This is a genomic window from Lelliottia sp. 7254-16 (genome assembly GCF_002922995.1).
GTDB classification, from domain to species: domain Bacteria; phylum Pseudomonadota; class Gammaproteobacteria; order Enterobacterales; family Enterobacteriaceae; genus Enterobacter; species Enterobacter jeotgali.
In genome coordinates this window covers 25,193-49,581 of sequence record NZ_PQVS01000018.1, presented here as the reverse complement: position 1 = coordinate 49,581, position 24,389 = coordinate 25,193, and the positions used below count along the sequence as shown (strand labels likewise).

Genomic DNA, 24,389 nt, shown 5'->3' with positions numbered 1-24,389 from the left:
TAAGAGTGGGTTAAATGCGACCTGAGTAACTGCCCCTTTAAGTGTGCAGCAAGACGACAAAAGGTAAACCCGGCCAGACCTGATTTGTACAAAAAATCATCGCACGTCAGTATTCTGAATTAACAATCACCTCTTCACCAAAGGAACCCGCCATTGGCAGCGGGCGATACGTCGAGTTAGAGGCACGCAATACGCGGATGCCACGGGCACCCACATCGCGGGCCGCTGAGATATCGTTATCCGAATCGCCGTAGAACACTTTGATATTTTTCTGCTCAAGCCACTGGGTTTTGGTGTTTTGCCCGTGTTTATCCCCGGCAAAAATCACGGGATTCATATTAGCGGCTGGAATCGAAAAATCGCCTTGCAGCGTTTTGGTGACGGTTTCGGTTTTGGTCTGACTGCGGCCAGTAACGAAATAGATGCTGTCGCCGCGTTTCACGTGCATCGCAATCAGCGCGCGACCCACTTCTTTCGGGATGCTGAACTCATCCCAGCCGTTGTTCATTTTTTCCCAAAATTCCGGGTTTTTCAGATACTCCTCGCTGCCTGGCGAGTAAGTTTTTTTGCCACGCCAGAAACCAGGGCTGGAAAAGAGGACGGTATCGTCGATGTCGAAACCAACGGCCATTGGCGCGCGGCCCATCAGGCTGTTTTCGATTTGTGCCACGGAGACCCAGTGAATGGGGGCTTGTTCAGCCAGAATGGCGGCGGTGGTTCCGGTGTATAACGGTGTTGGCGCTGAGGCTCTGGCACCGACTGCACTATTAAGCGAGAACAATAAGCAGGCGGCGCTGAGCGCCAGTGTGATCTTGCGCATGTATTCCCCTGAATATTCAGTTTGTTATCGTTATGAATTGAGCGAATGGTCAAAAATCTATCAGACCTTAACCCCTGAGCCAGGTGAAGGGAAGGAAATTTTTGAGATTATCCCTGGTAAGCGGAGGGATATCACAAAGCGGAACGAAGAAAAAAGCCGGGTGGCGGCTACGCCTTACCCGGCCTACAAAACTGGATCTCCGAACCGTAGGCCCGGTAAGCGCAGCGCCACCGGGCGCTAAACAGTGCGGTCTGATGCCCTCACCCCGCCCCTCTCCCCAGGGAGAGGGAGAAAGGTAAGTAAGTGCTTACATCACCGCCGCAAACGCCTGCGCGACGCGCTGGACGTTGTGTGCATTCAGGCCCGCGACGCACATGCGCCCGCTGGCGATAAGATACACGCCGAATTCTTCACGAAGACGGTCAACCTGCTGCGCACTCAGTCCGGTATAGCTGAACATCCCGCGCTGCTTGAGCAGATAATCGAAGTTGTGCTCTGGCAATGCGCTTTTGAGCGCTTTCACCAGCTCCTGGCGCATTGCCAGAATACGCGTGCGCATCGCTTCCACTTCAGCAAGCCAGGCGGCTTTCAAACCATCATCACCGAGAACCGTGGCAACAACCTGCGCGCCGAATGCTGGCGGGCTGGAGTAGATGCGACGAACGGTCGCTTTCAGCTGCCCCAGTACGCGCCCGGCTGCATCTGCGTCTTCACAAACAATCGACAATCCGCCGACGCGCTCGCCGTACAGAGAGAAAATTTTCGAGAACGAGTTGCTAACCAGCGCTGGCAGACCGGCGCTGGCAATCGCGCGGATCGCATAGGCGTCGTCTTCCATGCCCGCGCCGAAGCCCTGATAGGCGATATCGAGGAACGGGATCAGGTTGCGTGCTTTCAGCACTTCAATCACCGCATCCCACTCATTGTTGGTCAGATCTGACCCGGTTGGGTTGTGGCAGCATGGGTGTAGCAGCACAATGCTGCGCTCCGGCAAGGTGTTCAGCTTTTCCAGTAGGGCCTCAACGCGCACGCCTTTGGTGTCGTTGTCGAACCACGGATAGGTGCTGACGGCAAAGCCTGCGCCTTCAAAAATCGCGACGTGGTTTTCCCAGGTCGGATCGCTGACCCAGACGCCAGAATCGGGGAAGTACTTTTTCAGGAAGTCCGCGCCCACTTTCAGCGCACCGGAACCGCCCAGCGTCTGAATGGTCGCCACGCGTTTTTGCGCTAAGACCGGGTGATCGGCGCCAAACAGCAGCGGTGCGATAGTGTTGCGATAGGTATTCAGCCCTTCCATCGGCAGATAGAGCGACGCGCCGTGCGGCACCGCGTTAAGACGCGCTTCAGCTTCAGCCACCGCCTGCAATTGCGGGATAATGCCGTCTTCGTTGTAGTAAAGACCGATGCTGAGGTTCACTTTGTCGCTACGTGAATCTTCTTTGAAACGCTCCATTAAGGAGAGAATGGGGTCGCCGGCGTAGGCGTCAACTTTCTGGAACACGCGATGTATCTCCGGATATCTGTCAGGCAGGGATTTCAACAATAAACCGGAAGCGCGGGAAGATCGAGAGGATGTTAATAAAGAGATAAATGCCGGGCAACACCCGGCATTTAATTGGACTTAATCGATGTACTTCATCGCCACTCGCGACGTCAGTCGGGTGATAAGTTCGTAAGCACTCACTTTCGTTATTTCAGCGATGCGCTCAACGGGTAAACCTTCGCCCCACATCACCACCGGATCGCCCGCTTTATCATCGGCCTCAGGTCCGAGATCGACGCAAATCATGTCCATTGCCACGCGCCCGACAACCTGTACTTCGCGGCCATTCACCAGCACCGGCGTACCGGACGGTGCCGCGCGCGGATAGCCGTCGCCGTAGCCCATCGCAACCACACCGAGGCGCGTATCGCGCTCACTCACCCAGGTGCCGCCATAGCCGACCGGTTCACCCGCTTTATGCTCACGAACGGCGATCAGGTTGGAAACCAGGGACATCACCGGCTGGAAGCCAAAGTCCGGGCCCCAGGGTTTGCCCTCCAGCGGTGAGACGCCGTAGAGAATAATGCCCGGGCGCGCCCAGTCGAAGTGCGACTGCGGCCACAGCAGAATGCCGCCGGAGGCCGCAATGGAGCGCATCCCCGGTTTGCCTTCGCAAAAGGTATTAAAAATATCGAGCTGTTGTTCCGTTGCGCCACACTCTGGCTCATCGGCGCGGGCAAAGTGACTGACGATATTCACCGGCTGACGCACATTTTTGCACTGGCTCAGGCGCTGATAAAAGGCTTCGGCCTGCTCCGGGCGCACGCCCAGACGGTGCATGCCGGTGTCGAGTTTCATCCACACGGTAACCGGCTCACTCAAATCGGCGGTTTCCAGCGCTGCGAGCTGTTCTTCGTTATGCACGGCGGTGTGCAGATGCTGGTCGGCAATCGTCGTCAGATCGGCGGCTTCGAAAAAGCCTTCGAGTAACAAAATCGGTTGGGTAATTCCGCCCGCGCGCAGGCGCAGGGCTTCTTCGAGACGGGCGACGCCAAAGGCATCGGCATCAGGGAGCGTTCGCGCGGTCTCAAGAAGACCGTGTCCGTAAGCGTTCGCTTTCACGACTGCAACGAGCTTGCTGGCGGGCGCCAGTTCACGCAGACGTTGCAGGTTGTGTCGCAGAGCGCGGCGGTTAATGACTACAGTTGCCGCTTGCATTTGAGTTCCTTCATAAAAAAAGAATTTCCAAAACCATTCGCGTTGCAGGAAGGCGACAAGCCCGCAAATCCCCGGGAGCTTAGTGAACTAAGCGACTGGGGTGAGCGAGCGCAGTCAACGCACCTGCGGCGTGAAGGGTGAAGGAAATTTATTCGTCGTCGTATTGAGGTCCCGCATAATTATCAAAACGCGACCACTGACCGTTAAACGTCAAACGCACCGTCCCGATCGGGCCGTTACGCTGCTTACCAATAATGATTTCCGCGATGCCTTTCATGTCACTGTTCTCGTGATAAACCTCGTCACGGTAGATGAACATGATCAAGTCGGCATCCTGCTCGATGGAGCCAGATTCACGCAGGTCGGAGTTGACCGGGCGCTTGTCGGCACGTTGTTCCAGAGAGCGGTTAAGCTGCGACAGGGCCACCACGGGAACCTGCAGTTCTTTCGCTAACGCTTTGAGCGAGCGGGAGATTTCGGCGATTTCCAGCGTACGGTTATCAGAGAGCGACGGCACGCGCATCAATTGCAAGTAGTCGATCATGATAAGGCCGATGCCGCCGTGTTCGCGGGCGATACGGCGCGCGCGGGAGCGCACTTCCGTTGGCGTCAGACCGGAGGAGTCATCGATGTAGATGTTCCGTTTTTCCAGCAGAATGCCCATCGTGCCGGAGATACGCGCCCAGTCTTCGTCGTCGAGCTGACCAGTACGAATGCGAGTCTGATCCACGCGGGACAGGGACGCGAGGGAACGCATCATAATCTGGTCGGAGGGCATCTCCAGACTAAAGATCAGAACCGGTTTATCCTGCAACATCGCCGCGTTTTCGACGAGGTTCATCGCGAATGTCGTTTTACCCATCGACGGACGCGCAGCGACGATAATCAGATCCGACGGCTGCAGACCGGCGGTTTTCTTGTTCAGGTCGTCATAACCAGTGTTCACGCCGGTGACGCCGTCGTGCGGTTGCTGGAACAACTGTTCAATACGCGCGATAGTAGAATCAAGCACTTCGGCGATATTTCGCGGGCCTTCGTCTTTGTTCGCGCGGCTTTCGGCGATTTTAAAGACGCGGGATTCGGCGAGATCCAAGAGGTCTTCGCTGGTGCGGCCCTGCGGATCAAAACCCGCTTCGGCGATTTCATTGGCGACAGCGATCATCTCGCGAACCACAGCACGTTCGCGCACGATATCGGCGTATGCGCTGATGTTCGCCGCACTTGGCGTGTTTTTCGATAATTCGGCCAGATAGGCAAAACCACCGACAGAATCGAGCTGCCCCTGGCGCTCCAGAGACTCTGCCAGCGTAATCAGGTCGATCGGGCTGCCGGATTCCTGCAGGCGTGCCATTTCGGTAAAAATATGACGGTGTGGACGGGTATAAAAATCATCGGATACCACGCGCTCGGCAACATCGTCCCAGCGCTCGTTGTCCAGCATTAAACCGCCCAACACCGACTGTTCCGCTTCAATCGAGTGCGGCGGGACTTTGAGTCCGGCGACCTGCAAATCGCGCTCGCGAGGCTCAGTCTGTTTGTTGAAGGGTTTATTTCCTGCCATAGTGAATGGATTACCATAAATTGAGAGACGGGGAAGTATAACCGTCTGCAAATGAATCGACAAAGGAGTTCAACGTGGCAACTCGTATCGAATTTCACAAGCATGGTGGTCCTGAAGTCCTGAAGGCGGTGGAGTTCACTCCCGCCGCACCTGGAGAGAATGAAATCCAGGTCGAAAACAAAGCGATTGGCATCAACTATATCGATACTTACATTCGCGGCGGGCTGTATCCGCCACCGTCCATGCCGAGCGGTCTGGGGACCGAGGCAGCGGGTATCGTGGTGAAAATCGGCAGCGGCGTGAAGCATATTAAAGAAGGCGATCGCGTGGTGTATGCCCAGTCGCCGCTCGGCGCGTACAGCTCGGTTCACAACGTGCCCGCCGATAAGGCCGCCATTCTGCCGAACGCCATTTCATTTGAGCAGGCTGCAGCGTCATTCCTGAAAGGGCTGACCGTCTATTATCTCCTGCGCAAAACCTACGAAATCAAACCCGATGAGCCGTTCCTGTTCCACGCTGCCGCGGGCGGTGTCGGGCTTATCGCCTGCCAGTGGGCCAAAGCGCTGGGCGCAAAACTGATCGGCACCGTCGGCAGCGCGCAAAAAGCGCAGCGTGCCCTACAGGCCGGAGCCTGGCAGGTGATTAATTATCGTGAAGAGAACATCGCCGAGCGCGTGAAAGAGATTACCGGCGGCAAAAAACTGCGCGTGGTGTATGACTCGGTCGGGAAAGACACCTGGGAAGCGTCGCTCGATTGTCTGCAACGCCGCGGTTTGATGGTCAGTTTCGGCAATGCCTCCGGTGCGGTCACCGGCGTGAATCTGGGCATTCTCAATCAGAAAGGCTCACTGTACGTGACGCGCCCTTCCCTGCAAGGCTATATCACCACCCGTGACGAACTGACCGAGGCCAGCAACGAACTGTTTTCGCTGATCGCCAGCGGTGTGATTAAAGTGGACGTAGCGGATGCGCAGAAATATCCGCTGAGCGACGCGCAGCGCGCGCATGAGGTGCTGGAGAGTCGGGTGACGCAGGGATCGAGTTTGCTGATCCCATAAAAGAATTAGGGCTTCCTTTTAACAGGAAGCCCATTCTTTTTTTAGTTCGGCGGTATGTAGGGTACAGCTCGATGAATTCTTTAACGGCGGCAATAGTGACAGATTCGATAAGTAAATCCTATTCTGTTCTAAGCATTGCTGCCGGAAAAGTTGCAGGTATGTGACGAACGCCTCAATACCTTAGTAACGAAAGCGGTTATTGCGCTGATACTGTGGGACTTTTGGTGTTTTAACCATCCGAATAACCCACACCACGGCGACCGCTAACAGCAGCCACGGCAGCAGTTTAATCATCAGCGCAAACAATCCGCCGATAAACATCACCACCGTTGCCACCACCAGTGCAGCCAGAATGCCAAGCAGCGAAATTCCGGTCGCCATCAGCATGACAAAAAATCCAATCACAAACAGCAGTTCCAGCATGGCTCTCTCCCACATGAATACCTCAGATATGCAGTGGGTATTACAAGAAACGTGCCAAATTTAACTTATTGAATCTAAAACAAAACGCCCCGCGAACATTCGCAGGGCGTGGTGAATTTGACGAACTTTTGGTGAAAATTATCGCTTGTCAGCGACCAGACGCAGCGCCTGCTCCAGGACTTCGATATCCGCCCCGGCTTTATGGGCATTTTCACTCAGGTAGCGACGCCACTGACGCGCCCCCGGAATACCCTGGAACAACCCGAGCATATGGCGCGTCACATGGCCCAAATAAGTGCCGTTGCTCAGCTCGCGTTCGATGTACGGATACATTGCGCGCACTACGGCGACCGGATCGGTATCAGTACCGTCTACGCCAAAGATTTCACGATCGACCGTGGCCAGAATACCTGGATTTTGATACGCCTCGCGGCCCACCATCACGCCATCCATATGGTCTAAATGCGCTTTGGCTTCGTCGAGGGATTTGATGCCGCCGTTAATCGACATGGTCAGATGCGGGAAATCACGCTTGAGCTGATACACGCGCGGGTAATCCAGCGGCGGAATTTCACGGTTCTCTTTCGGGCTGAGACCGGATAACCAGGCTTTACGGGCGTGGATGATAAACATCTCGCACTCGCCTTTCCCGGCTACGGTATTGATGAAATCACAGAGAAATTCGTAGCTGTCCTGGTCGTCAATCCCGATACGCGTTTTGACCGTGACTGGAATCGACACCACGTCGCGCATCGCTTTGATGCAATCCGCCACCAGCTGGGCGTTGCCCATCAGGCACGCACCAAACATCCCGTTCTGCACGCGATCGGACGGGCAGCCGACGTTAAGGTTAATTTCGTCATAACCGCGCTCTTGCGCCAGTTTCGCGCAGTGCGCCAGCGCAGCCGGGTCGCTGCCGCCGAGCTGTAAGGCAACCGGATGCTCTTCTTCGCTATAGGCCAGATAGTCGCCCTTCCCGTGAATGATCGCTCCGGTGGTGACCATTTCGGTGTACAGCAGCGTGTGGCGAGAGAGCTGACGCAGGAAATAGCGGCAGTGTCTGTCGGTCCAGTCGAGCATCGGCGCGATGGAAAAACGGTGTGCAGGGAAGTTTGACTGTGATTCTGACGACATGGCGAAGTTTTAAGCATGTGGTGGAAAAGGGGCGCTACTATAGCACAAAGAAAAGCCGGAGGCGCATGGCCTCCGGTCGTCTTAGAAGGTGACGCTCAGCTGCGCGCCTGCCCCCCAGGTTTTGTCTTCCCCGTACAGGCCCATCAGATCCACATGGACCGCGTTGAACGGCGCAAAGCCGACACCGCCGGTGAAGACGTTGCTGTCGTTGTCTTTCACGTCCGCGCGATAACCGGCGCGCACCGCCAGCCAGCTGAGCGGCGTGACTTCCGCACCGACACCCACGTACTGGGAGTTTTCTTCACTCTTGAAGCCTTTGGTTTCGGTCAGATCGCCATCGGCGGTGAGCGTCACCAGATCGTTATGCCAGGCCACGCCAGCCGTAACCAGCGGGCGGATCTGGTAGGTATCTTTGTAGCTCACCACCTCACCCGTACGACCATTGCGGATGCGGATATCCTTGGTATCGATATCACGCGACATCAGGTTCTGCCCGCTCAGGCCCACCGTCCAGTTCTCGCCAAAATCGGCGGTCACACCGGCATCGACGTTGAAACCGGTATCGTCCGTGCGGTAGCGGCTGCTGTTCCAGTCGTTGCTGTCGTAGGTGTAAATAGAGGTGGTGTAGTTGTAGAGCCAGGTTTTTTGCAGTTTTGGCGTGATACCGACGGAGACCGGCACATCAGCAATATCAAACTGACGCGCCACCGCCACGCCGTAGTCAGAGACAATCGCCGCCCGGCCTGAGGCCGTGGAGTTGAGGTTCTTGGTGATTTGATCCGAGCCGTTCAGGGCCGCATCCAGCGCGACGCTGCCCGCGACCAATTTGCTGTTCTGGATGCTGCGCAGGTAGTCAATATCCTGCTGGTCGATGGAGGAACTCACGCGCGCGTGGGCATTGCCTTTTGCGACAAAGGCGACGGCCAGTACGTTGTTTGGAATGCTGACCGCAATTCCGGCACCGGCGGTAGCGCGGGCGGTTTTGCCTTTCAGATCGTCCAGCTCGTCAGCGAGATCTTTCGCGGCGCTCTGGAACTGGTTCACGGATCCTAAGGGATTGGCGATGATCTCCGCCGGTGTGAGGCTGTTAATCACATTATCGTAGTGATCGACTTTATCGCTGATATCGTCGATCTGATCCTGCAGATTGTCTTTGTCGGTAATCTGCGCGCCGACCGAAGGCAAGATAACGGTAATGTCGTCATCCGGTTTAGCCTTTGCCAGCAGCGCCGGGTTGATGAAGGCGCCACTACCGTAATGGCCTGATGCAACTCCGGTTCCACCCATCGCGTCGCTACGCGCTTCTGTCCAGGTATTGGCTGCTCCCGCCTGATTTGCCATCAATAAGGAGACAGCGATGCTAACCACCGAAAATTTAAAATGTTTTTTCACAGTATGCTCGTTTTATAGTCTGTTATTAAACAACCCCGTCTGTTATCTCCCAAACAGGGACGAACTATTGCTGTGAATAACATCAAAAAGACCTGCTATTTCCCTAAGTTAAATCTTCCGCTCGGCCTGTTGTAATTTGTGACGGCCCTCAATATTTATAGAAGAGGATATTATTTTCGCCCAGGTTTTCCGTCGTGAGGGCCAAAAAACTGCGGCGGATGATCGACCCAGCGGTCTTCACGCGTGGCGGCATAAACTGGATTCAACGGGTAATAAATCCGGTTTTGTTTTTTGTTCGCCTCGCCAACCACCAGCAAGCGCACCTCTTCGTCGGTATTGTTAATAAAGGTGTGGCAGACCCCGGTTCCGGCCGGAAAACCGACGCTGTCGCCCGGCTCCAGTTTCCATAAATAGCCGTTAATCCACGCCTGCGGATGCCCTTCAATGACAAAGATAAACTCTTCTTCGTCGCTTTCAGCGTGCGGATAAGAGGTGCGACGCCCTGGCGGCAGCCGTTCATGATGGATACCGATACGCCCCAAACCCAGTTTGCGCGCCAGCGGCGAACCGATGGCAAAAAGCTCGTCACTGTCCGGGTAAGTGGAATCGTCAGCGCCTTCGACGTCGCGCCAGTGTCGGATGCATTCAGGTCTTTTCATTGTGTTTTTCCCATGTTGCGATGCGTCAGGTATAGCACACCGTGGCGGTTCTCGGCGTTTTCAGTAGAACATGGTAAAGTGAGGGTTTTCCAGACTCCATAATTCGAGGTGCGATATGGATAAGACCACGATGCAAGATCTGTTAGCGCAAGCTGAAAAGCTCTGTGCTCAACGCAATGTGCGCCTGACTCCGCAGCGCCTTGAAGTGTTACGTCTGATGAGCCTGCAACGCGGTGCTATCAGCGCGTATGATCTGCTCGATCTGCTGCGCGAAAGCGAGCCGCAGGCGAAACCTCCGACCGTCTATCGCGCGCTGGATTTCCTGCTGGAACAAGGGTTTGTGCATAAGGTTGAATCGACTAACAGCTACGTGCTGTGCCACCTGTTCGATCAACCGACGCATACCTCGGCCATGTTTATCTGCGATCGCTGTGGCGCGGTCAAAGAAGAAGGGGCTGAAGGCGTGGAGGATATTCTGCATTCTCTGGCGGCTAAAATGGGCTTTGCCCTGCGCCATAACGTGATTGAAGCACACGGGTTGTGCTCGGCATGTGTCGAAGTGGAAGCTTGCCGTCATCAAGGTGAATGCCAGCATGATCACTCGGTCATGGTTAAGAAAAAACCGCGCTAAAACAAAGCGGGCGGCCATAAGCCGCCCTCAGGGATTGTACTTCCGTGTACAACGGGTAGAACTCTGTTACCAGCGGTAGTCGTTGCGTTTTTCCCAGTCAACAACCTCTTTTTCCGCCTGATCTTTCGCGTAGCCGTAGCGTTCCTGAATCTTACCGACCAGCTGTTCGCGTTTACCTTCAATGACGGTTACATCATCGTCGGTCAGTTTACCCCACTGTTCTTTCGCTTTACCTTTGAACTGTTTCCAGTTACCGCCGATTTCGTCTTTATTCATAATCATATCCTCATCGTTCGGTTATCACGTAAATTTGAATCGTCCGTTTCGTTCGTATCTGCTGGACGTGATAATAATTGTAGATAAGGATTCGGCAGGCGTTGAGAGATTCAGAATCTTTAACCGTTTCGTCAAACGAAGCCACTAGGCGAACCAGGTGTTATTTCGCCAGTGACGCCGCCAGATAACCGCCAGAGACAGGCCGCGCAGGGCGAGAAACACTGCCAGCGCCAGCCACAATCCATGATTACCCAGCCACGGCAGCGTGAAGAGAGTTAAGGCAAACCCAGCCGCCGCGACCGCCATGCTGTTACGCATTTCTGCCCCTCGCGTTGCACCTATAAACATACCATCCAGCAAATAACACCACACGCCCACCACCGGTAGAACGACCTGCCACAGGATGTAATGATTCGCCAACTCGCGCAGCTCAGGCAAAGAGGTTAATAGCGCGACGATTTGGCTGCCGAACAGGGCATAAATAAGCGCAAAGACCAGCGCCACCAGGCCAGACTGGCGGCAGGCCGCACGCCACACCTCCTGCAACTGCCCCGTTTGGCGCGCACCGTAGGCTTGCCCGGAGTGGGCTTCCACCGCATAGGCAAACCCGTCCAGTGCATAGGCAGTGAACGTCAGCAGTGTCATGAGCACGGCGTTGACCGCAACAATCTCCAGCCCCAGCCGCGCGCCGAATACCGTTAATGCGCCAAAGCAGAGTTGCAATAGCAGCGAACGCAGCATGATGTCGCGATTCAATGCCAGCAGTTTACGGATATTGCCGCGCCACGCGGTTTTCAGCATCGCGAGTGATATTCCCCGCATCGCCAGCACACGCTTCACCATCCATAGACCGATGAAGAACGTGCCGTATTCCGCGACCACGGTTGCCAGCGCCGCGCCCTGAACGTTCATATGCAGACCCATCACCAGCCAGAGGTCGAGGACGATATTGAGCACATTCCCCACCACCAGCAGGATCACTGGCGCACGCGCATATTGCACACCCAGTAGCCAGCCGAGCAGAACAAGGTTTGCCAGCGACGCCGGGGCGCTGAGCCAGCGGATTTCAAGGAAACGCCTCGCCTGTTCGAGCACAGCTTCACTGCCGCCAACGACGTGCAAAGCCAAATCAATAAGCGGTGTACGCAGCAAAACAATCAGCAGCCCCGCGCCCAGCGCAAGAATCAGCGGCTGCACCAGCGCACGGGCCAGACGAAACGGATCTTTCGCGCCAAACGCCTGCGCGGTTAGACCTGTAGTGCTCATGCGTAAAAAGAGCAGCAGCATGAAGAGGAAACTGGTCGCCGTCGCGCCAATCGCCACGCCGCCAAGATAAACAGGGGAATCCAGATGACCAATCACCGCCGTATCGACCAGCCCAAGCAAAGGAACGGTGATATTGGAGAAAATCATCGGCAGCGCAAGACGCCACAATGCCTTGTCTGAGGGAGTCAGCAGAGACATGAGAAATTACCGGGAAAGAAGTGAGACAGTCAGACTGCGGATGCACCGCAGCCTGTCAGAAAGATATTACAGCCATTCACCGTTGCGGATGACACCCACAGCCAGACCTTCAATAGAGAAAGCCTGCTCGCGGAGATCCACCACAATTGGGGAGAACTCGCTGTTTTCCGGCAACAGCTGAACCGTGTTGCCCTGTTTTTTCAGTCGCTTAACGGTGACTTCGTCATCAATGCGCGCGACAACAACTTGTCCATTACGCACATCCTGCGTTTTGTGCACCGCCAGCAGATCGCCGTCCAGGATACCGATATCTTTCATAGACATCCCGCTAACGCGCAGCAGGAAGTCCGCACTCGGTTTAAACATCCCCGGATCGACCTGATAGTGGCCTTCAATGTGTTGCTGAGCCAGCAGAGGTTCACCCGCCGCAACGCGACCCACCAGTGGCAGGCCTGTTTCTTCCTCTACCAGCAGGCGAATACCGCGTGAAGCACCGGAGACAATCTCAAGGACGCCTTTACGGGCCAGTGCTTTGAGGTGCTCTTCAGCGGCATTTGGAGAACGGAAGCCCAGACGCTGCGCGATTTCCGCACGCGTAGGTGGCATTCCCGTCTGGCTGATGTGATCTCGAATAAGATCAAACACCTCTTGCTGTCTGGCCGTTAACGCTTTCATTCCGCCCCCTGGGTGTATATACAGTTATGCTGTGAGTATATACAGTCAAAGGTGAATTTGGAACCAAAAACTGCACAAAAAACCAGAGACTTATTGCATTCCTGAAGGCTTATCGAAAATGTGACCAAAGAAGCGTGACCCAGGTGATGGCCGCTATGATAATCGCCAGCAGCACAGCGGCAGATCCCATGTCTTTCGCGCGGCCCGAGAGCTCATGGAAATCAGAGCCGATACGATCAACCACCGCTTCAATAGCGCTGTTGAGAATTTCCACTATCATCACCAGAAGAACCGAACCAATGAGCAGAACGCGAGTGATAGGATCAACGTCGAGGAAACAGGCGATGATGACCGCGATGACAGCAGCGACCCCTTCCTGACGGAAGGCGGCTTCATTGATCCACGCCGCGCGGAAACCTTTCCATGAATATCCGGCAGCTTTGATGATTCGGGTGAACCCGGTGGTATTATTGGCCATTAAAAGAACCTTTTCTTAGATTTAGCGTCAGTAACTAGGGTTGTCGCACGTAGCAATACAGCCTGAAGTATGACCGGTAACAACAGAAATTTTGCGCGCTTTCTGTTATCCTTGCGCCGCATTTGCATTATTAACCAGAGGCTTTACATCGTTTATGTCCGGCTGGCCACGAATTTACTACAAAATACTTAATTTACCATTAAGCGTCCTGGTAAAAAGTAAGTCTATCCCGGCGGAACCTGCGCTGGAATTAGGGCTCGATACCTCACGCCCTATTATGTACGTTTTGCCTTATAACTCGAAGGCAGACTTACTGACGCTGCGCGCCCAATGTCTGGCGCATGATTTACCCGATCCGCTCGAACCGCTTGAGGTCGACGGTACTCTACTGCCGCGCTACGTGTTTATTCACGGCGGGCCGCGCGTGTTTACCTATTACACGCCAAAAGAAGAGTCCATCAAGCTGTTCCACGACTATCTCGATCTGCACCGCAGCAACCCCAACCTGGATGTCCAGATGGTGCCGGTGTCGGTGATGTTTGGTCGTCGTCCAGGCCGCCAGAAAGGTGAAGAAAACCCGCCGCTGCGTATGCTGAACGGCATTCAAAAATTCTTTGCCGTGTCATGGCTGGGGCGCGACAGCTTTGTGCGGTTCTCCCCTTCCGTCTCTCTGCGCCGCATGGCGGATGAGCACGGCACGGATAAAATTATCGCTCAGAAACTGGCTCGCGTCGCACGTATGCATTTCGCGCGTCAGCGCCTGGCTGCCGTTGGGCCACGTCTGCCTGCCCGTCAGGATCTGTTCAATAAACTGCTGGCCTCCAAAGCCATTGCCCGCGCCGTCGAAGATGAAGCGCGCAGCAAGAAAATCTCTCACGAGAAAGCCCAGCAGAACGCTATCGCCCTGATGGAAGAGATTGCGGCGAACTTCTCTTACGAGATGATCCGCCTCTCTGACCGTATCCTGAGCTTTACCTGGAACCGTCTGTATCAGGGGATTAACGTCAACAACGCCGAGCGCGTACGTCAGCTAGCCCATGACGGCCACGAAATTGTCTATGTGCCCTGCCATCGCAGCCACATGGACTATCTGCTGCTGTCATACGTCCTGTATCACCAGGGCCTGGTGCCGCCGCACATCGCGGCCGGTATTAACCTGAATTTCTGGCCAGCAGGTCCAATTTTCCGCCGTCTGGGTGCGTTCTTTATTCGTCGTACCTTCAAGGGCAACAAGCTCTATTCCACAGTATTCCGCGAGTATCTGGGCGAGCTGTTCAGCCGTGGCTATTCCGTTGAGTATTTCGTAGAGGGTGGTCGTTCTCGTACGGGTCGTCTGCTTGACCCGAAAACCGGCACCCTCTCGATGACCATTCAGGCGATGCTGCGCGGCGGTACGCGTCCGATTACGCTGGTGCCAATCTACATCGGTTACGAGCACGTGATGGAAGTAGGCACTTACGCGAAAGAATTGCGTGGTGCGACCAAAGAGAAAGAGAGTCTGCCTCAGATGCTGAAAGGCCTGAGCAAGCTGCGCAATCTCGGTCAGGGCTACGTGAACTTCGGCGAACCGCTGCCGCTGATGACCTACCTGAATCAGCACGTTCCCGAGTGGCGCGAGTCTATCGATCCGATTGAAGCGATTCGCCCTGCCTGGCTGACGCCGACGGTCAATAACATCGCCGCCGATCTGATGGTGCGTATTAACAACGCCGGTGCGGCTAACGCCATGAACCTGTGCGTCACGGCGCTGCTGGCGTCGCGTCAGCGTTCACTGACGCGCGAACAGCTGACCGAACAGCTTGATTGCTATCTGGATATTATGCGTAATGTCCCGTACTCGGGGGATTCCACCGTTCCGGCTGCGACCGCCGGTCAGCTGATTGACCACGCGTTGCAGATGAACAAGTTCGAAGTCGAGAAGGACACCATCGGCGACATCATCATTCTGCCGCGCGAGCAGGCGGTGCTGATGACCTACTATCGCAACAACATCGCCCATATGCTGATGCTGCCATCCCTGATGGCGGCGATTATTACTCAGCACCGCCGCATTTCCCGTCAGGAACTGCTGCGCCATGTTGAGACGCTCTATCCGATGCTGAAAGCCGAGCTGTTCCTCAGCTGGAGCAACGAGGAGCTGGCCGTCGAGCTGGATAAACTGACCGCCGAGCTGTTGCGTCAGGGTCTGATTGCGGTGAAAGACGATGAGCTGCATATCAATCCATCCCGTTCCCGTACACTGCAGCTGCTGGCAGCCGGGGCGCGCGAGACGCTGCAACGCTACGCGATCACCTTCTGGCTGTTGAGCAATAACCCGTCCATCAACCGTGGAACCCTGGAAAAAGAGAGCCGCACGCTGGCTCAGCGTTTATCCGTCCTGCACGGCATTAACGCGCCAGAATTCTTCGATAAAGCGGTGTTTAGCTCACTGGTGCTGACGCTACGTGATGAGGGTTATATCAGCGATACCGGCGATGCGGAACCTGAAGAGACGATGAAGGTTTACCAGATGCTGGCGGAGTTGATTACATCCGATGTGCGTTTGACGATTGAGAGTGCGACGCAGGACGAGTGACGATACGGGTGCGGTCTGATGCCCTCACCCCGGCCCTCTCCCACAGGGAGAGGGATAAAAAATTGTAGGTCGGGTAAGGCGAAGCCGCCACCCGACTTTTTTTACGCCATCATTAAGACCAGTAACTCATCGCCAGCCCCAAAAACAGCACCAGGCCGACGTAGTTGTTATTCAAAAACGCTTTGAAACAGGCATCGCGATCGCGGTTCGCAATCAGCTTTTGCTGATACGCAAACAACAGTCCCGCCACCAGCACTGACCAGTAAAACTCCCAGTTCAGTGCGTTCAGATAGCCAATCAACACCATCAGCGCCAGCACGGCGACCTGCAAAATCCCGATGATCAGCTTGTCGTTACGACCAAACAGGATTGCTGTCGATTTGATGCCGATTTTCAGATCGTCATCGCGGTCAACCATCGCATACTGCGTGTCATATGCCACAGCCCACAGGATGTTTGCGAGGAACATCAGCCAGCAGCTTAACGGCACAGATTCACTGACGGCAGCGAACGCCATCGGGATCGACCAGCCAAAAGCCGCGCCCAGCACCACCTGCGGCAGATGGGTGTAGCGTTTCATAAACGGATAAACCCACGCCAGCGCCAGTGCCGCCACCGAGAGCAAAATCGTCATCGTGTTAAGCGTTAAGACCAGCAGGAAAGCGAGTAATACCAGCACCACAAACAGGGTACGGGCCTCTTTTTCCGATACCTGACCGCTTGGCATTGGGCGATTGGCGGTGCGTTTGACATGGCCGTCAAACTTACGGTCGGCATAGTCATTGACCACGCAGCCCGCCGCGCGCATCAACCAAACACCGGCTACGAATACCGCCAGTATCCATAAAGGCGGTAATCCAGGCGTGGCGACCCACAGCGCCCACAGCGTCGGCCACAGCAACAAAAAGGTGCCGATGGGTTTATCAGTGCGCATCAAGCGGTGAAAAGCCAGCAGCTTATCCTGCGTCAGACTCCACTCCATTTTCAAATCCTCTTAGTACAACGGCGATGCAGGCAAAAAGAGTTCTGTCAGCATGAGCGGCTTGCCGCTTAAGCGCAGGCGGGAACGGCGTCCCCACAGGTCTGCATCGCGACCAATTTCAATAAAATCTCGGGTCAGCTCTGACGACGTAAAAAGATAACGTCCCAGTGGGACAGTGCCCAGCTCTTGCAGCGCCAGTTCCGGGCCACAAAGTGTGGATTCAGGGACCACGGTACGACCAGCAAGCCAGGGCTCACCGTCTGCGCAGAGTAAAATTTCACGTAGCCAGTAGCGTGCTTCTTTCGGCAGCAACGACAACTCACTGGCCACTGCATCAGGCGAGACAAATCCTTCCTGAATCAGCGTTACCGTGACTTTTTTACCCTGCTGCTCAAAGCGTTTCGTCATGGAATCTTCCAGCAGCAACCAGTCCAGTTGCTCCGGGTCAAGCGCGGGTATGTGTTCAAAATAACGCAGCGCACGCAGTTGCGTTAGCGCAGGGTGTGACATGCCAGACTCTCCGATACATAACGTCTGGCTATTGTATCGCAGAAAAGCAGATTGGGGGCGCTCAAACGAGGTTTAGCGAACATTATCGCAACAGGGGCGCAACAGCCCAGAGAGCACAAAAAAAAGTGCGCCCACTCAGGCGCACTAAACTACAGACAAAATCAGCACTGTGGGGAGACGGTCACCCCTTGCCTTTTACACTGCTGATAAAGGTGGAACGGGCAGTGGTCGAACCTAAACGCTCAGCTTCATCAAGTAGCTTCAGCGCTTTATCCACATCGCCGCGATCAACTGCCTCTTTGATGGCGCGATTGAAGTAACTTTCGGTGTCATTCAGCATCGGCTCTGCTTTCTTCGCCGGAGCTGGGGCTGGTGCCGGAGCGGCAGCGGCTGGTGCAGCGGCGACAGGGGCTGCATAAACCGGAGCCGGTGCAGCGGTGTTACCCACGGTCACAGGGCCAGGGCCGGACGAGCCAAACAGTGGGCCAACCAGCACGCTGGACGCTGAAGATGTGCTCACTTTCAGTTTCAGCGTACCGTCGGTGGTGTGACGTGCTTTTGGATCTGGAATGTCCGGAACCGCATTGCCCGTGCCTTTGGCGTAGGCTTTAGCCGGATCAACCAGTGTGGTGGTCTGGGCGAGATCCTGTGGCGTGGTGAAGACCAGCACATAAATTTTCTGCTGACCCAGCGCAGGCGTCAGGCGCATCACCCCTTCAAGACGGTCGGCACTCATCACGCCCGGTTCCTGATAGGTGAAATAGCTGCTCGGGAAGAACGCCGATGGCGTCATGTTCTGATCCAGAATCAGCACGTTCGGCGCGAAGACGTTCGTTTGTTTGTCGACGATACTGGTCAGCGTCAGGTTCAGCTCACCAATGTTCGCCGGAATGCTCCAGGCCGCGACCGGGCCGGAAATACCCGGGACATTCAGCTGCTGGCCGCTGGCAGAAAGATCGGTGCTTTGAGTTTTAGACTGGTCGACAGGGGTCCAGACCAGCTGTTGCAGCGCAGAAGCCGGGATGGCGGGAGCCGCCGTGGTGTTCTGCGGTACGAAATTGACATCGGCAAAACTGACTGCCGGTACGCTTGCCAGCAGGCCAGCGGAAAGGCAGAGGGCGACGAGACTTTTGTTCATTTTCATTTTTATCACCTCAGATATCGAGCGGTGCGGTGGCCAGGCAATAGCGCGCAACGCTTAAATCAGAGGGGCTTGCGCCCCTCCTTTGTTTAGCCATTACGTGAGATTAACTGCGGATTACCACCAGATTTCCATCTGGGCACCGAAGCTCCACTCGTCGGTATCGCCGCGACCCAGGCCAGCAGTCTGCATACCGAAGTTGGAGTTGTAGTTACCGCTGGTAGAGATTGGGCTACCAGAAGTGTCATAACCCCATTTCTCATCCCACTTCGCGTAAGTTGCGAAGACGCGGATTGCCGGACGGGACCAGATGCTGTCGCCCGCCTGCCATTGTTGCGCCAGGGTAATTTTGTACTGGTTGTTTTTGTCGCCGGTGTTCTGGGATTTGACGTTGTCGTAGCCCACTTCCAGCAAGGTACTCATGATTGGCGTCCATTTGTACATTGGGCGCACACCCACGGTGTACCATTTGGTGCCGTTGCCGTTATCCCAGTCGATGTCCTGGTACATACCGACGTACATCAGGTCCCAGCTGTCGCCCAGGGAAATTGCACCGTGGTCGAGAACGCGCAGCAGGTGGCCGTTGTTGTTGATGCCGTAGGCATACAGTTTGCCATCGGTGTCATCATTACCCAGACCAATGCCCGCGCCCTGAGACAGGCCTTTACCCTGAGAGGTCATGGAGTCAGTTGCGTACTGAACCACAAATTTGTTAAAGCCTTTCAGCATGCTCTGGGTGTGTTCTGCAGTGAACATCCAGCCATCTTTAGAAGCATTTGGCTGCAGGTAGTAATCGTCGTTCACGTTGGTGTGACCGTAATCAACGCCCAGTTCCAGCGTGCCGCCTGGGTTGATTTCCATCTGCGCTAAACGCACGTCGAAGACGTCGTTCGCAGTCGCAGTGGTGTAATCACGAACGTTGTTGCTGGCGAAGGTAGAAGAACCGCCCGCTTCAGTCGAACGGGTCACCGCCATGGAGAGTTTACCAAAGCCGAGATCCACGTTTTCCAGACCTGCACCCGGGCCGGAGATATCCCAGTAGTAGAAGTCGATCATGTGAACGTCATGACGCTGATAGAAGCGCTTACCGGCCCACATGGTGGAACCTGGCAGCCATTCAATCAGGTTTTTACCCTGCACGTTGGCTTCACGGAAGGCTGGGTCAGTGGCTTCCCAGTCGTTCTGCTGTGCAACGGAGTACGCGACGTTGGTGTCGAAGTAGAAGCTCTTATCGCCTTCTTTCCACACTTCCTGGCCCAGTTTCAGCTCAGCGTAAGTTTCACATTCGTTACCAAGACGATATTTACTTTGTGCACCCGTTGCCTGGAAGCACTGTTGCGCGCCGCCGCTACCGGTCCAGCCGATACCCGAACGGGCGTAACCTTTAAAGTCGACGGCACCCGCGTGAGCAGACAAAATGCCTGCAGTCACGGCGATTGCCAGTGGAAGTTTGCGCAGAGTAATCATTATTCTATCTCCTGAGATCATTGCTTTTCTTATTACACTTCACCATTCGGACTGCCTCTTCGATGCAGCTCGAATGGTTTGTGTAGTTTTGTTGGAATGCTTAAACGCCTGGCTCTTTATGCAGCCGACGACATGCAGTGCCATCCTCTCGGAACAGATGGCAACGCTCTGGCGGCAAACCGATAGCGAATGTGGCACCCTCTTCTACCAACACCACGTCGTTCTGGCGGTAAACCAGGTTCTGACGGATGGCGGGGATCTGGATATGAATCTGTGTTTCGTGACCAAGTTGCTCGACGACCTGCACTTCACCTTCCAGCGTCACATCGGCGATCTGACTTGGCAGTAAATGTTCAGGGCGAATACCCAGGGACATGTTTGCCCCGACCTGTACGTTAGCGCTGTCCACTGGCAGCCAAATCTGCTGACGGTTCGGCAGTTCCACCTGTACCTGTTCGATAGCCGTTGCGGTCACTTTGACCGGCAGGAAGTTCATCTTCGGCGAGCCAATAAAGCCCGCAACGAAACGGTCTGCCGGGTAGTGATACAGCTCCAGCGGTTTCCCCACCTGCGCGACGCGACCGGCGTCCAGCACCACGATTTTGTCGGCCAGCGTCATCGCTTCGACCTGATCGTGGGTGACGTAGACCATCGTGCGGCCAAGGCGTTTGTGCAGACGGGAGATTTCAATACGCATCTGAACGCGCAGGGCGGCATCCAGGTTAGAAAGGGGTTCATCGAGCAGGAACACGCGCGGTTCCGCCACCAGCGTACGGCCAATCGCCACGCGCTGACGCTGTCCACCGGAGAGTGCTTTCGGTTTACGTTCCAGCAGGTGTGCCAGCTGCAGTACTTCCGCCACCTGAGTGACGCGCTGATTGATCACCTCTTTTTTCGCACCGGCCAGCTTCAGGCCAAAGGACATGTTTTCAGCAACATTAAGATGGGGATAGAGCGCATAGGACTGGAAGACCATACCGACACCGCGTTCGGCGGGCGGGATATCGTTCATGCGGGTTTCACCAATAAACAGATCGCCACTGGTGATAGTTTCAAGTCCAGCAATCATACGCAGCAGTGTTGATTTACCGCAGCCTGATGGGCCCACAAACACCACGAATTCACCTTCGTGGATGTCGAGATTGATGTCTTTAGACACCACTACGTCGCCCCAGGCTTTCGTTACATTCCGCAGCTGTACGCTCGCCATGCCCTTCTCCCTCGTTACAACCTGTCACCGACAGAAACATTCAACATAAGTTCACTATGGGGTATCGATAACTTCTGCAAATCCTCCACCCCCTGCCTTTTTCATGGGGGAGGAGGCGGGAGGATGAGAGAACCGGTTCTGCCACCGCGCCGGACGGGGTCTGGGTAAATTCGTGATGCAGGCTGCAATATTCAGCGTGTTTTTATGTGCGCCATGACTCATAACTTAAATTTATGTAACGCAGATCACACAACGCGGGGGTGGGGCGTAGACCCAAGGAGGATGGAAAGAGGATGTCATATAAGGAAACTGAGTCACGTTGAACCACCGAAGTCATACATGAGCACATCACCAAAAAGGATGGCAGATATGAAGATCAAGACTGGCGCACGCGTTTTCGCATTGTCCGCCCTGGCAGCAATGATGATTTCCGCACCGGCTCTCGCCAAAATTGAAGAAGGTAAGCTGGTTATCTGGATTAACGGCGATAAAGGCTATAACGGCCTGGCCGAAGTGGGTAAGAAATTCGAAAAAGACACCGGCATCAAAGTCACCGTTGAACACCCGGACAAACTGGAAGAGAAATTCCCTCAGGTCGCGGCAACGGGCGATGGCCCGGACATCATCTTCTGGGCGCATGACCGTTTCGGTGGCTACGCACAATCTGGCCTGCTGGCGGAAGTCTCTCCTGATAAAGCTTTCCAGGACAAACTGTTCCCGTTCACCTGGGACGCGGTGCGTTACAACGGCAAGCTGATCGCGTATCCGGTCGCGGTTGAAGCCCTGTCCCTGATTTATAACAAAGACCTCGTACCGAACCCGCCGAAATCCTGGGAAGAGATCCCGGCTCTGGATAAAGAGCTGAAGGCGAAAGGTAAGAGCGCGCTGATGTTCAACCTGCAAGAACCGTACTTCACCTGGCCGCTGATTGCTGCTGACGGCGGATATGCCTTCAAGTTTGAAAACGGCAAATACGACGTGAAAGACGTGGGCGTGGACAGCGCGGGCGCGAAAGCCGGTCTGGGCTTCCTGGTTGATCTCATCAAGAACAAACACATGAACGCGGATACCGATTACTCCATCGCGGAAGCGGCCTTCAACAAAGGCGAAACCGCGATGACCATCAACGGTCCGTGGGCTTGGTCTAACATCGATAAGAGCAAAATCAACTACGGCGTGACCCTGCTGCCAACCTTTAAAGGCAAGCCGTCTAAACCGTTCGTTGGCGTACTGAGCGCAGGCATCAACGCCGCCAGCCCGAACAAAGAGCTGGCGAAAGAGTTCCTCGAAAACTACCTCCTGACCGATCAGGGTCTGGATGAAGTGAACAAGGACAAACCGCTGGGTGCCGTCGCGCTGAAATCCTTCCAGGATACGCTGGCGAAAGACCCACGCATTGCCGCCACTATGGATAACGCCCAGAAAGGCGAAATCATGCCAAACATCCCGCAAATGGCGGCGTTCTGGTATGCCACTCGTACAGCGGTGATCAACGCGGCAAGCGGTCGTCAGACTGTCGATGCGGCGCTGAAAGACGCGCAAGGTCGTATTACTAAGTAAGACGTGTTGTAACCCCCTCATCCCGGCCTTCTCCCTCAAGGGAGAAGGATAAACCGCCCCCTCTCCCTCAGGGAGAGGGTTGGGGTGAGGGTTGTTTAATTGCTGTTGAGGAAGATTCCCCATGGATATCATTAAAAAGAAACACTGGTGGCAAAGCGACACGCTGAAATGGTCAGTGATTGGTCTGCTGGGCTTACTGGTGGGATACCTTGTTGTTTTAATGTATGTGCAGGGGGAGTACCTGTTCGCCATCATGACGCTGATTTTAAGCTCTGTTGGCCTGTATATTTTCGCCAATCGTAAAGCCTATGCCTGGCGCTATGTCTATCCGGGCGTGGCCGGGATGGGGCTGTTCGTCCTGTTCCCGCTAATTTGTACCATCGCTATCGCTTTCACCAACTACAGCAGCACCAACCAGCTCGCGCAGGAACGCGCCGAACAGGTATTGATGGACCGTTCTTATCAGGCCGGAAAGACCTTTAACTTTGGCTTATACCCGGCGGGCAACGAGTGGAAACTGGCCCTGACCGATGAAGAGACCGGTAAAAATTATCTCTCCGACACCTTTAAATTTGGCGGCGAGCAGAAGCTGACCCTGAAAGAAGCAAGCGCCCTGCCGGAAGGCGAGCGCGCGAATCTGCGCATCATCACCCAGAACCGCCAGGCGCTGACCCAGCTGACCGCGGTTCTGCCGGACGAAAGCAAAGTGATCATGAGCTCCCTGCGCCAGTTCTCCGGTACGCAGCCGCTTTATACCAAAGCCGATGACGGCACGCTCACCAACAATCAGAGCGGCGTGAAATACCGTCCAAACAACGAGATCGGTTTCTACCAGTCCGTGAACGCGGACGGCAAATGGGGCGATGACAAACTCAGCCCAGGCTATACGGTCACCATCGGCTGGGACAACTTTACTCGCGTCTTCACCGACGAAGGCATTCAGAAACCGTTCTTCGCGATCTTCGTCTGGACGGTGGTGTTCTCGGTGCTGACGGTGATTTTAACCGTGGCAGTCGGCATGATTCTGGCCTGCGTAGTGCAGTGGGAATCGCTGAAGGGCAAAGCCATTTACCGCGTGCTGCTGATTCTGCCGTACGCCGTGCCGTCGTTTATCTCGATTCTGATTTTCAAAGGGCTGTTCAACCAGAGCTTCGGTGAAATCAACATGATGCTGGGCGCGCTGTTTGGCATCAAACCGGCCTGGTTCAGCGACCCAACGACCGCCCGCAGTATGATTATCATCGTCAATACCTGGCTCGGGTATCCGTACATGATGATCCTGTGCATGGGCCTGCTGAAAGCGATTCCGGACGATCTGTACGAAGCGTCGGCGATGGACGGTGCAGGCCCGATGCAGAACTTCTTTAAGATTACGCTCCCGCTGCTGATCAAGCCGCTGACGCCGCTGATGATCGCTAGCTTTGCCTTTAACTTTAATAACTTCGTGCTGATTCAGCTGCTGACCAACGGTAGCCCGGACCGGCTCGGCACTACCACGCCAGCCGGCTATACCGACCTGTTAGTGAGCTACACCTACCGCATCGCCTTCGAAGGCGGCGGCGGGCAGGACTTCGGGCTGGCGGCCGCAATTGCCACCCTGATCTTCCTGCTGGTCGGCGCACTGGCGATTGTGAACCTGAAAGCCACACGAATGAAATTTGACTAAGGAGGG

22 protein-coding genes are annotated in these 24,389 nt (G+C 55.1%); 5 read left to right on the top strand and 17 right to left on the bottom strand.

All coding sequences use genetic code 11. The features are described from left to right. Positions 1 to 106: 106 nt before the first annotated feature. The 4 genes from aphA to dnaB form a co-directional block, all read right to left on the bottom strand. Positions 107 to 820, bottom strand: coding sequence for an acid phosphatase AphA (gene aphA / locus C3708_RS19685; RefSeq protein WP_095280342.1), 714 nt, complete (start codon positions 818 to 820; stop codon positions 107 to 109). A 307-nt stretch (positions 821 to 1,127) separates the two neighbouring features. Beyond that, complete coding sequence (tyrB, locus tag C3708_RS19680; protein ID WP_103950040.1) at positions 1,128 to 2,321, bottom strand: aromatic amino acid transaminase; 1,194 nt, start codon at positions 2,319 to 2,321, stop codon at positions 1,128 to 1,130. 120 nt (positions 2,322 to 2,441) lie between these two features. Next, positions 2,442 to 3,521, bottom strand: coding sequence for an alanine racemase (gene alr / locus C3708_RS19675; protein ID WP_095280339.1), 1,080 nt, complete (start codon positions 3,519 to 3,521; stop codon positions 2,442 to 2,444). A gap of 148 nt (positions 3,522 to 3,669) precedes the next feature. Continuing rightward, complete coding sequence (dnaB, locus tag C3708_RS19670) at positions 3,670 to 5,082, bottom strand: replicative DNA helicase (protein WP_095280338.1); 1,413 nt, start codon at positions 5,080 to 5,082, stop codon at positions 3,670 to 3,672. A gap of 74 nt (positions 5,083 to 5,156) precedes the next feature. Here dnaB and C3708_RS19665 point away from each other — a divergent pair, with 74 nt between their 5' ends. Continuing rightward, positions 5,157 to 6,140, top strand: a complete 984-nt coding sequence (locus tag C3708_RS19665) for a quinone oxidoreductase (RefSeq protein ID WP_103950039.1) — start codon at positions 5,157 to 5,159, stop codon at positions 6,138 to 6,140. Positions 6,141 to 6,320: 180 nt separating this feature from the next. On the opposite strand, the gene pspG is transcribed toward C3708_RS19665, so the two are convergent. The 4 genes from pspG to C3708_RS19645 form a co-directional block, all read right to left on the bottom strand. Beyond that, entirely contained in the window at positions 6,321 to 6,563 is a 243-nt protein-coding gene (gene pspG, locus C3708_RS19660) for an envelope stress response protein PspG (protein ID WP_095280336.1), read from the bottom strand. A 138-nt stretch (positions 6,564 to 6,701) separates the two neighbouring features. Continuing rightward, on the bottom strand, positions 6,702 to 7,697 hold the full coding sequence (gene dusA, locus C3708_RS19655) for a tRNA dihydrouridine(20/20a) synthase DusA (RefSeq protein WP_103950038.1): 996 nt from the start codon (positions 7,695 to 7,697) through the stop codon (positions 6,702 to 6,704). A gap of 81 nt (positions 7,698 to 7,778) precedes the next feature. Beyond that, positions 7,779 to 9,038, bottom strand: a complete 1,260-nt coding sequence (traF, locus tag C3708_RS19650; protein ID WP_217450140.1) for a conjugal transfer protein TraF — start codon at positions 9,036 to 9,038, stop codon at positions 7,779 to 7,781. 221 nt (positions 9,039 to 9,259) lie between these two features. Next, a complete protein-coding gene (locus C3708_RS19645) occupies positions 9,260 to 9,748 on the bottom strand; it encodes a cupin domain-containing protein (RefSeq protein ID WP_103950037.1) in 489 nt (162 codons plus the stop codon). Positions 9,749 to 9,863: 115 nt separating this feature from the next. On the opposite strand from C3708_RS19645, the gene zur reads away from it, so the two are divergent. Then, positions 9,864 to 10,379 carry a zinc uptake transcriptional repressor Zur gene (gene zur / locus C3708_RS19640; RefSeq protein WP_095280332.1) on the top strand — a complete coding sequence of 172 codons (516 nt, stop codon included), beginning with the start codon at positions 9,864 to 9,866 and terminating at the stop codon, positions 10,377 to 10,379. 66 nt (positions 10,380 to 10,445) lie between these two features. On the opposite strand, the gene C3708_RS19635 is transcribed toward zur, so the two are convergent. From C3708_RS19635 to C3708_RS19620, 4 genes are all read right to left on the bottom strand, one after another. After that, complete coding sequence (locus tag C3708_RS19635; protein WP_095280331.1) at positions 10,446 to 10,655, bottom strand: CsbD family protein; 210 nt, start codon at positions 10,653 to 10,655, stop codon at positions 10,446 to 10,448. 144 nt (positions 10,656 to 10,799) lie between these two features. Then, a complete protein-coding gene (dinF, locus tag C3708_RS19630) occupies positions 10,800 to 12,119 on the bottom strand; it encodes an MATE family efflux transporter DinF (protein WP_103950036.1) in 1,320 nt (439 codons plus the stop codon). A gap of 66 nt (positions 12,120 to 12,185) precedes the next feature. Further along, positions 12,186 to 12,794, bottom strand: coding sequence for a transcriptional repressor LexA (gene lexA, locus C3708_RS19625; protein WP_095280329.1), 609 nt, complete (start codon positions 12,792 to 12,794; stop codon positions 12,186 to 12,188). 109 nt (positions 12,795 to 12,903) lie between these two features. Beyond that, positions 12,904 to 13,272: a diacylglycerol kinase gene (locus C3708_RS19620; protein WP_095280328.1), complete on the bottom strand. Its 369-nt coding sequence runs from the start codon at positions 13,270 to 13,272 to the stop codon at positions 12,904 to 12,906. Between the two features lie 154 nt (positions 13,273 to 13,426). On the opposite strand from C3708_RS19620, the gene plsB reads away from it, so the two are divergent. Beyond that, positions 13,427 to 15,847: a glycerol-3-phosphate 1-O-acyltransferase PlsB gene (gene plsB / locus C3708_RS19615; protein WP_103950035.1), complete on the top strand. Its 2,421-nt coding sequence runs from the start codon at positions 13,427 to 13,429 to the stop codon at positions 15,845 to 15,847. Positions 15,848 to 15,959: 112 nt separating this feature from the next. On the opposite strand, the gene ubiA is transcribed toward plsB, so the two are convergent. The 5 genes from ubiA to malK all read right to left on the bottom strand — a co-directional run bounded on the left by ubiA (position 15,960) and on the right by malK (position 21,157). Further along, entirely contained in the window at positions 15,960 to 16,829 is an 870-nt protein-coding gene (gene ubiA, locus C3708_RS19610) for a 4-hydroxybenzoate octaprenyltransferase (RefSeq protein WP_103950034.1), read from the bottom strand. 12 nt (positions 16,830 to 16,841) lie between these two features. After that, positions 16,842 to 17,339 (bottom strand): chorismate lyase, encoded by a 498-nt coding sequence (ubiC, locus tag C3708_RS19605; RefSeq protein ID WP_095280325.1) that lies wholly within the window; start codon positions 17,337 to 17,339, stop codon positions 16,842 to 16,844. A gap of 181 nt (positions 17,340 to 17,520) precedes the next feature. Next, the gene (malM, locus tag C3708_RS19600; RefSeq protein ID WP_095280324.1) at positions 17,521 to 18,483 is read right to left on the bottom strand and encodes a maltose operon protein MalM; all 963 of its coding nucleotides are present in this window, start codon (positions 18,481 to 18,483) and stop codon (positions 17,521 to 17,523) included. Between the two features lie 114 nt (positions 18,484 to 18,597). Continuing rightward, positions 18,598 to 19,950: a maltoporin gene (locus C3708_RS19595; RefSeq protein WP_095284146.1), complete on the bottom strand. Its 1,353-nt coding sequence runs from the start codon at positions 19,948 to 19,950 to the stop codon at positions 18,598 to 18,600. Between the two features lie 97 nt (positions 19,951 to 20,047). After that, positions 20,048 to 21,157 (bottom strand): maltose/maltodextrin ABC transporter ATP-binding protein MalK, encoded by a 1,110-nt coding sequence (malK, locus tag C3708_RS19590; protein WP_095280323.1) that lies wholly within the window; start codon positions 21,155 to 21,157, stop codon positions 20,048 to 20,050. Between the two features lie 369 nt (positions 21,158 to 21,526). Here malK and malE point away from each other — a divergent pair, with 369 nt between their 5' ends. Both malE and malF read left to right on the top strand, forming a co-directional pair. Beyond that, the gene (gene malE, locus C3708_RS19585) at positions 21,527 to 22,717 is read left to right on the top strand and encodes a maltose/maltodextrin ABC transporter substrate-binding protein MalE (protein ID WP_146052600.1); all 1,191 of its coding nucleotides are present in this window, start codon (positions 21,527 to 21,529) and stop codon (positions 22,715 to 22,717) included. Between the two features lie 121 nt (positions 22,718 to 22,838). After that, positions 22,839 to 24,383, top strand: a complete 1,545-nt coding sequence (gene malF, locus C3708_RS19580; protein ID WP_103950033.1) for a maltose ABC transporter permease MalF — start codon at positions 22,839 to 22,841, stop codon at positions 24,381 to 24,383. Positions 24,384 to 24,389 lie beyond the last annotated feature (6 nt).

Bases quoted from the DNA above. Each gene is read 5' to 3' on its own strand.
- aphA (WP_095280342.1), bottom strand. From the start codon at position 820: ATGCGCAAGATCACACTGGCGCTCAGCGCCGCCTGCTTATTGTTCTCG.
- alr (WP_095280339.1), bottom strand. From the start codon at position 3,521: ATGCAAGCGGCAACTGTAGTCATTAACCGCCGCGCTCTGCGACACAAC.
- dnaB (WP_095280338.1), bottom strand. From the start codon at position 5,082: ATGGCAGGAAATAAACCCTTCAACAAACAGACTGAGCCTCGCGAGCGC.
- pspG (WP_095280336.1), bottom strand. From the start codon at position 6,563: ATGCTGGAACTGCTGTTTGTGATTGGATTTTTTGTCATGCTGATGGCG.
- dusA (WP_103950038.1), bottom strand. From the start codon at position 7,697: ATGTCGTCAGAATCACAGTCAAACTTCCCTGCACACCGTTTTTCCATC.
- traF (WP_217450140.1), bottom strand. From the start codon at position 9,038: ATGGCAAATCAGGCGGGAGCAGCCAATACCTGGACAGAAGCGCGTAGC.
- C3708_RS19645 (WP_103950037.1), bottom strand. From the start codon at position 9,748: ATGAAAAGACCTGAATGCATCCGACACTGGCGCGACGTCGAAGGCGCT.
- zur (WP_095280332.1), top strand. From the start codon at position 9,864: ATGGATAAGACCACGATGCAAGATCTGTTAGCGCAAGCTGAAAAGCTC.
- C3708_RS19635 (WP_095280331.1), bottom strand. From the start codon at position 10,655: ATGAATAAAGACGAAATCGGCGGTAACTGGAAACAGTTCAAAGGTAAA.
- dinF (WP_103950036.1), bottom strand. From the start codon at position 12,119: ATGTCTCTGCTGACTCCCTCAGACAAGGCATTGTGGCGTCTTGCGCTG.
- lexA (WP_095280329.1), bottom strand. From the start codon at position 12,794: ATGAAAGCGTTAACGGCCAGACAGCAAGAGGTGTTTGATCTTATTCGA.
- C3708_RS19620 (WP_095280328.1), bottom strand. From the start codon at position 13,272: ATGGCCAATAATACCACCGGGTTCACCCGAATCATCAAAGCTGCCGGA.
- plsB (WP_103950035.1), top strand. From the start codon at position 13,427: ATGTCCGGCTGGCCACGAATTTACTACAAAATACTTAATTTACCATTA.
- ubiA (WP_103950034.1), bottom strand. From the start codon at position 16,829: ATGGAGTGGAGTCTGACGCAGGATAAGCTGCTGGCTTTTCACCGCTTG.
- ubiC (WP_095280325.1), bottom strand. From the start codon at position 17,339: ATGTCACACCCTGCGCTAACGCAACTGCGTGCGCTGCGTTATTTTGAA.
- malM (WP_095280324.1), bottom strand. From the start codon at position 18,483: ATGAAAATGAACAAAAGTCTCGTCGCCCTCTGCCTTTCCGCTGGCCTG.
- malK (WP_095280323.1), bottom strand. From the start codon at position 21,157: ATGGCGAGCGTACAGCTGCGGAATGTAACGAAAGCCTGGGGCGACGTA.
- malE (WP_146052600.1), top strand. From the start codon at position 21,527: ATGAAGATCAAGACTGGCGCACGCGTTTTCGCATTGTCCGCCCTGGCA.
- malF (WP_103950033.1), top strand. From the start codon at position 22,839: ATGGATATCATTAAAAAGAAACACTGGTGGCAAAGCGACACGCTGAAA.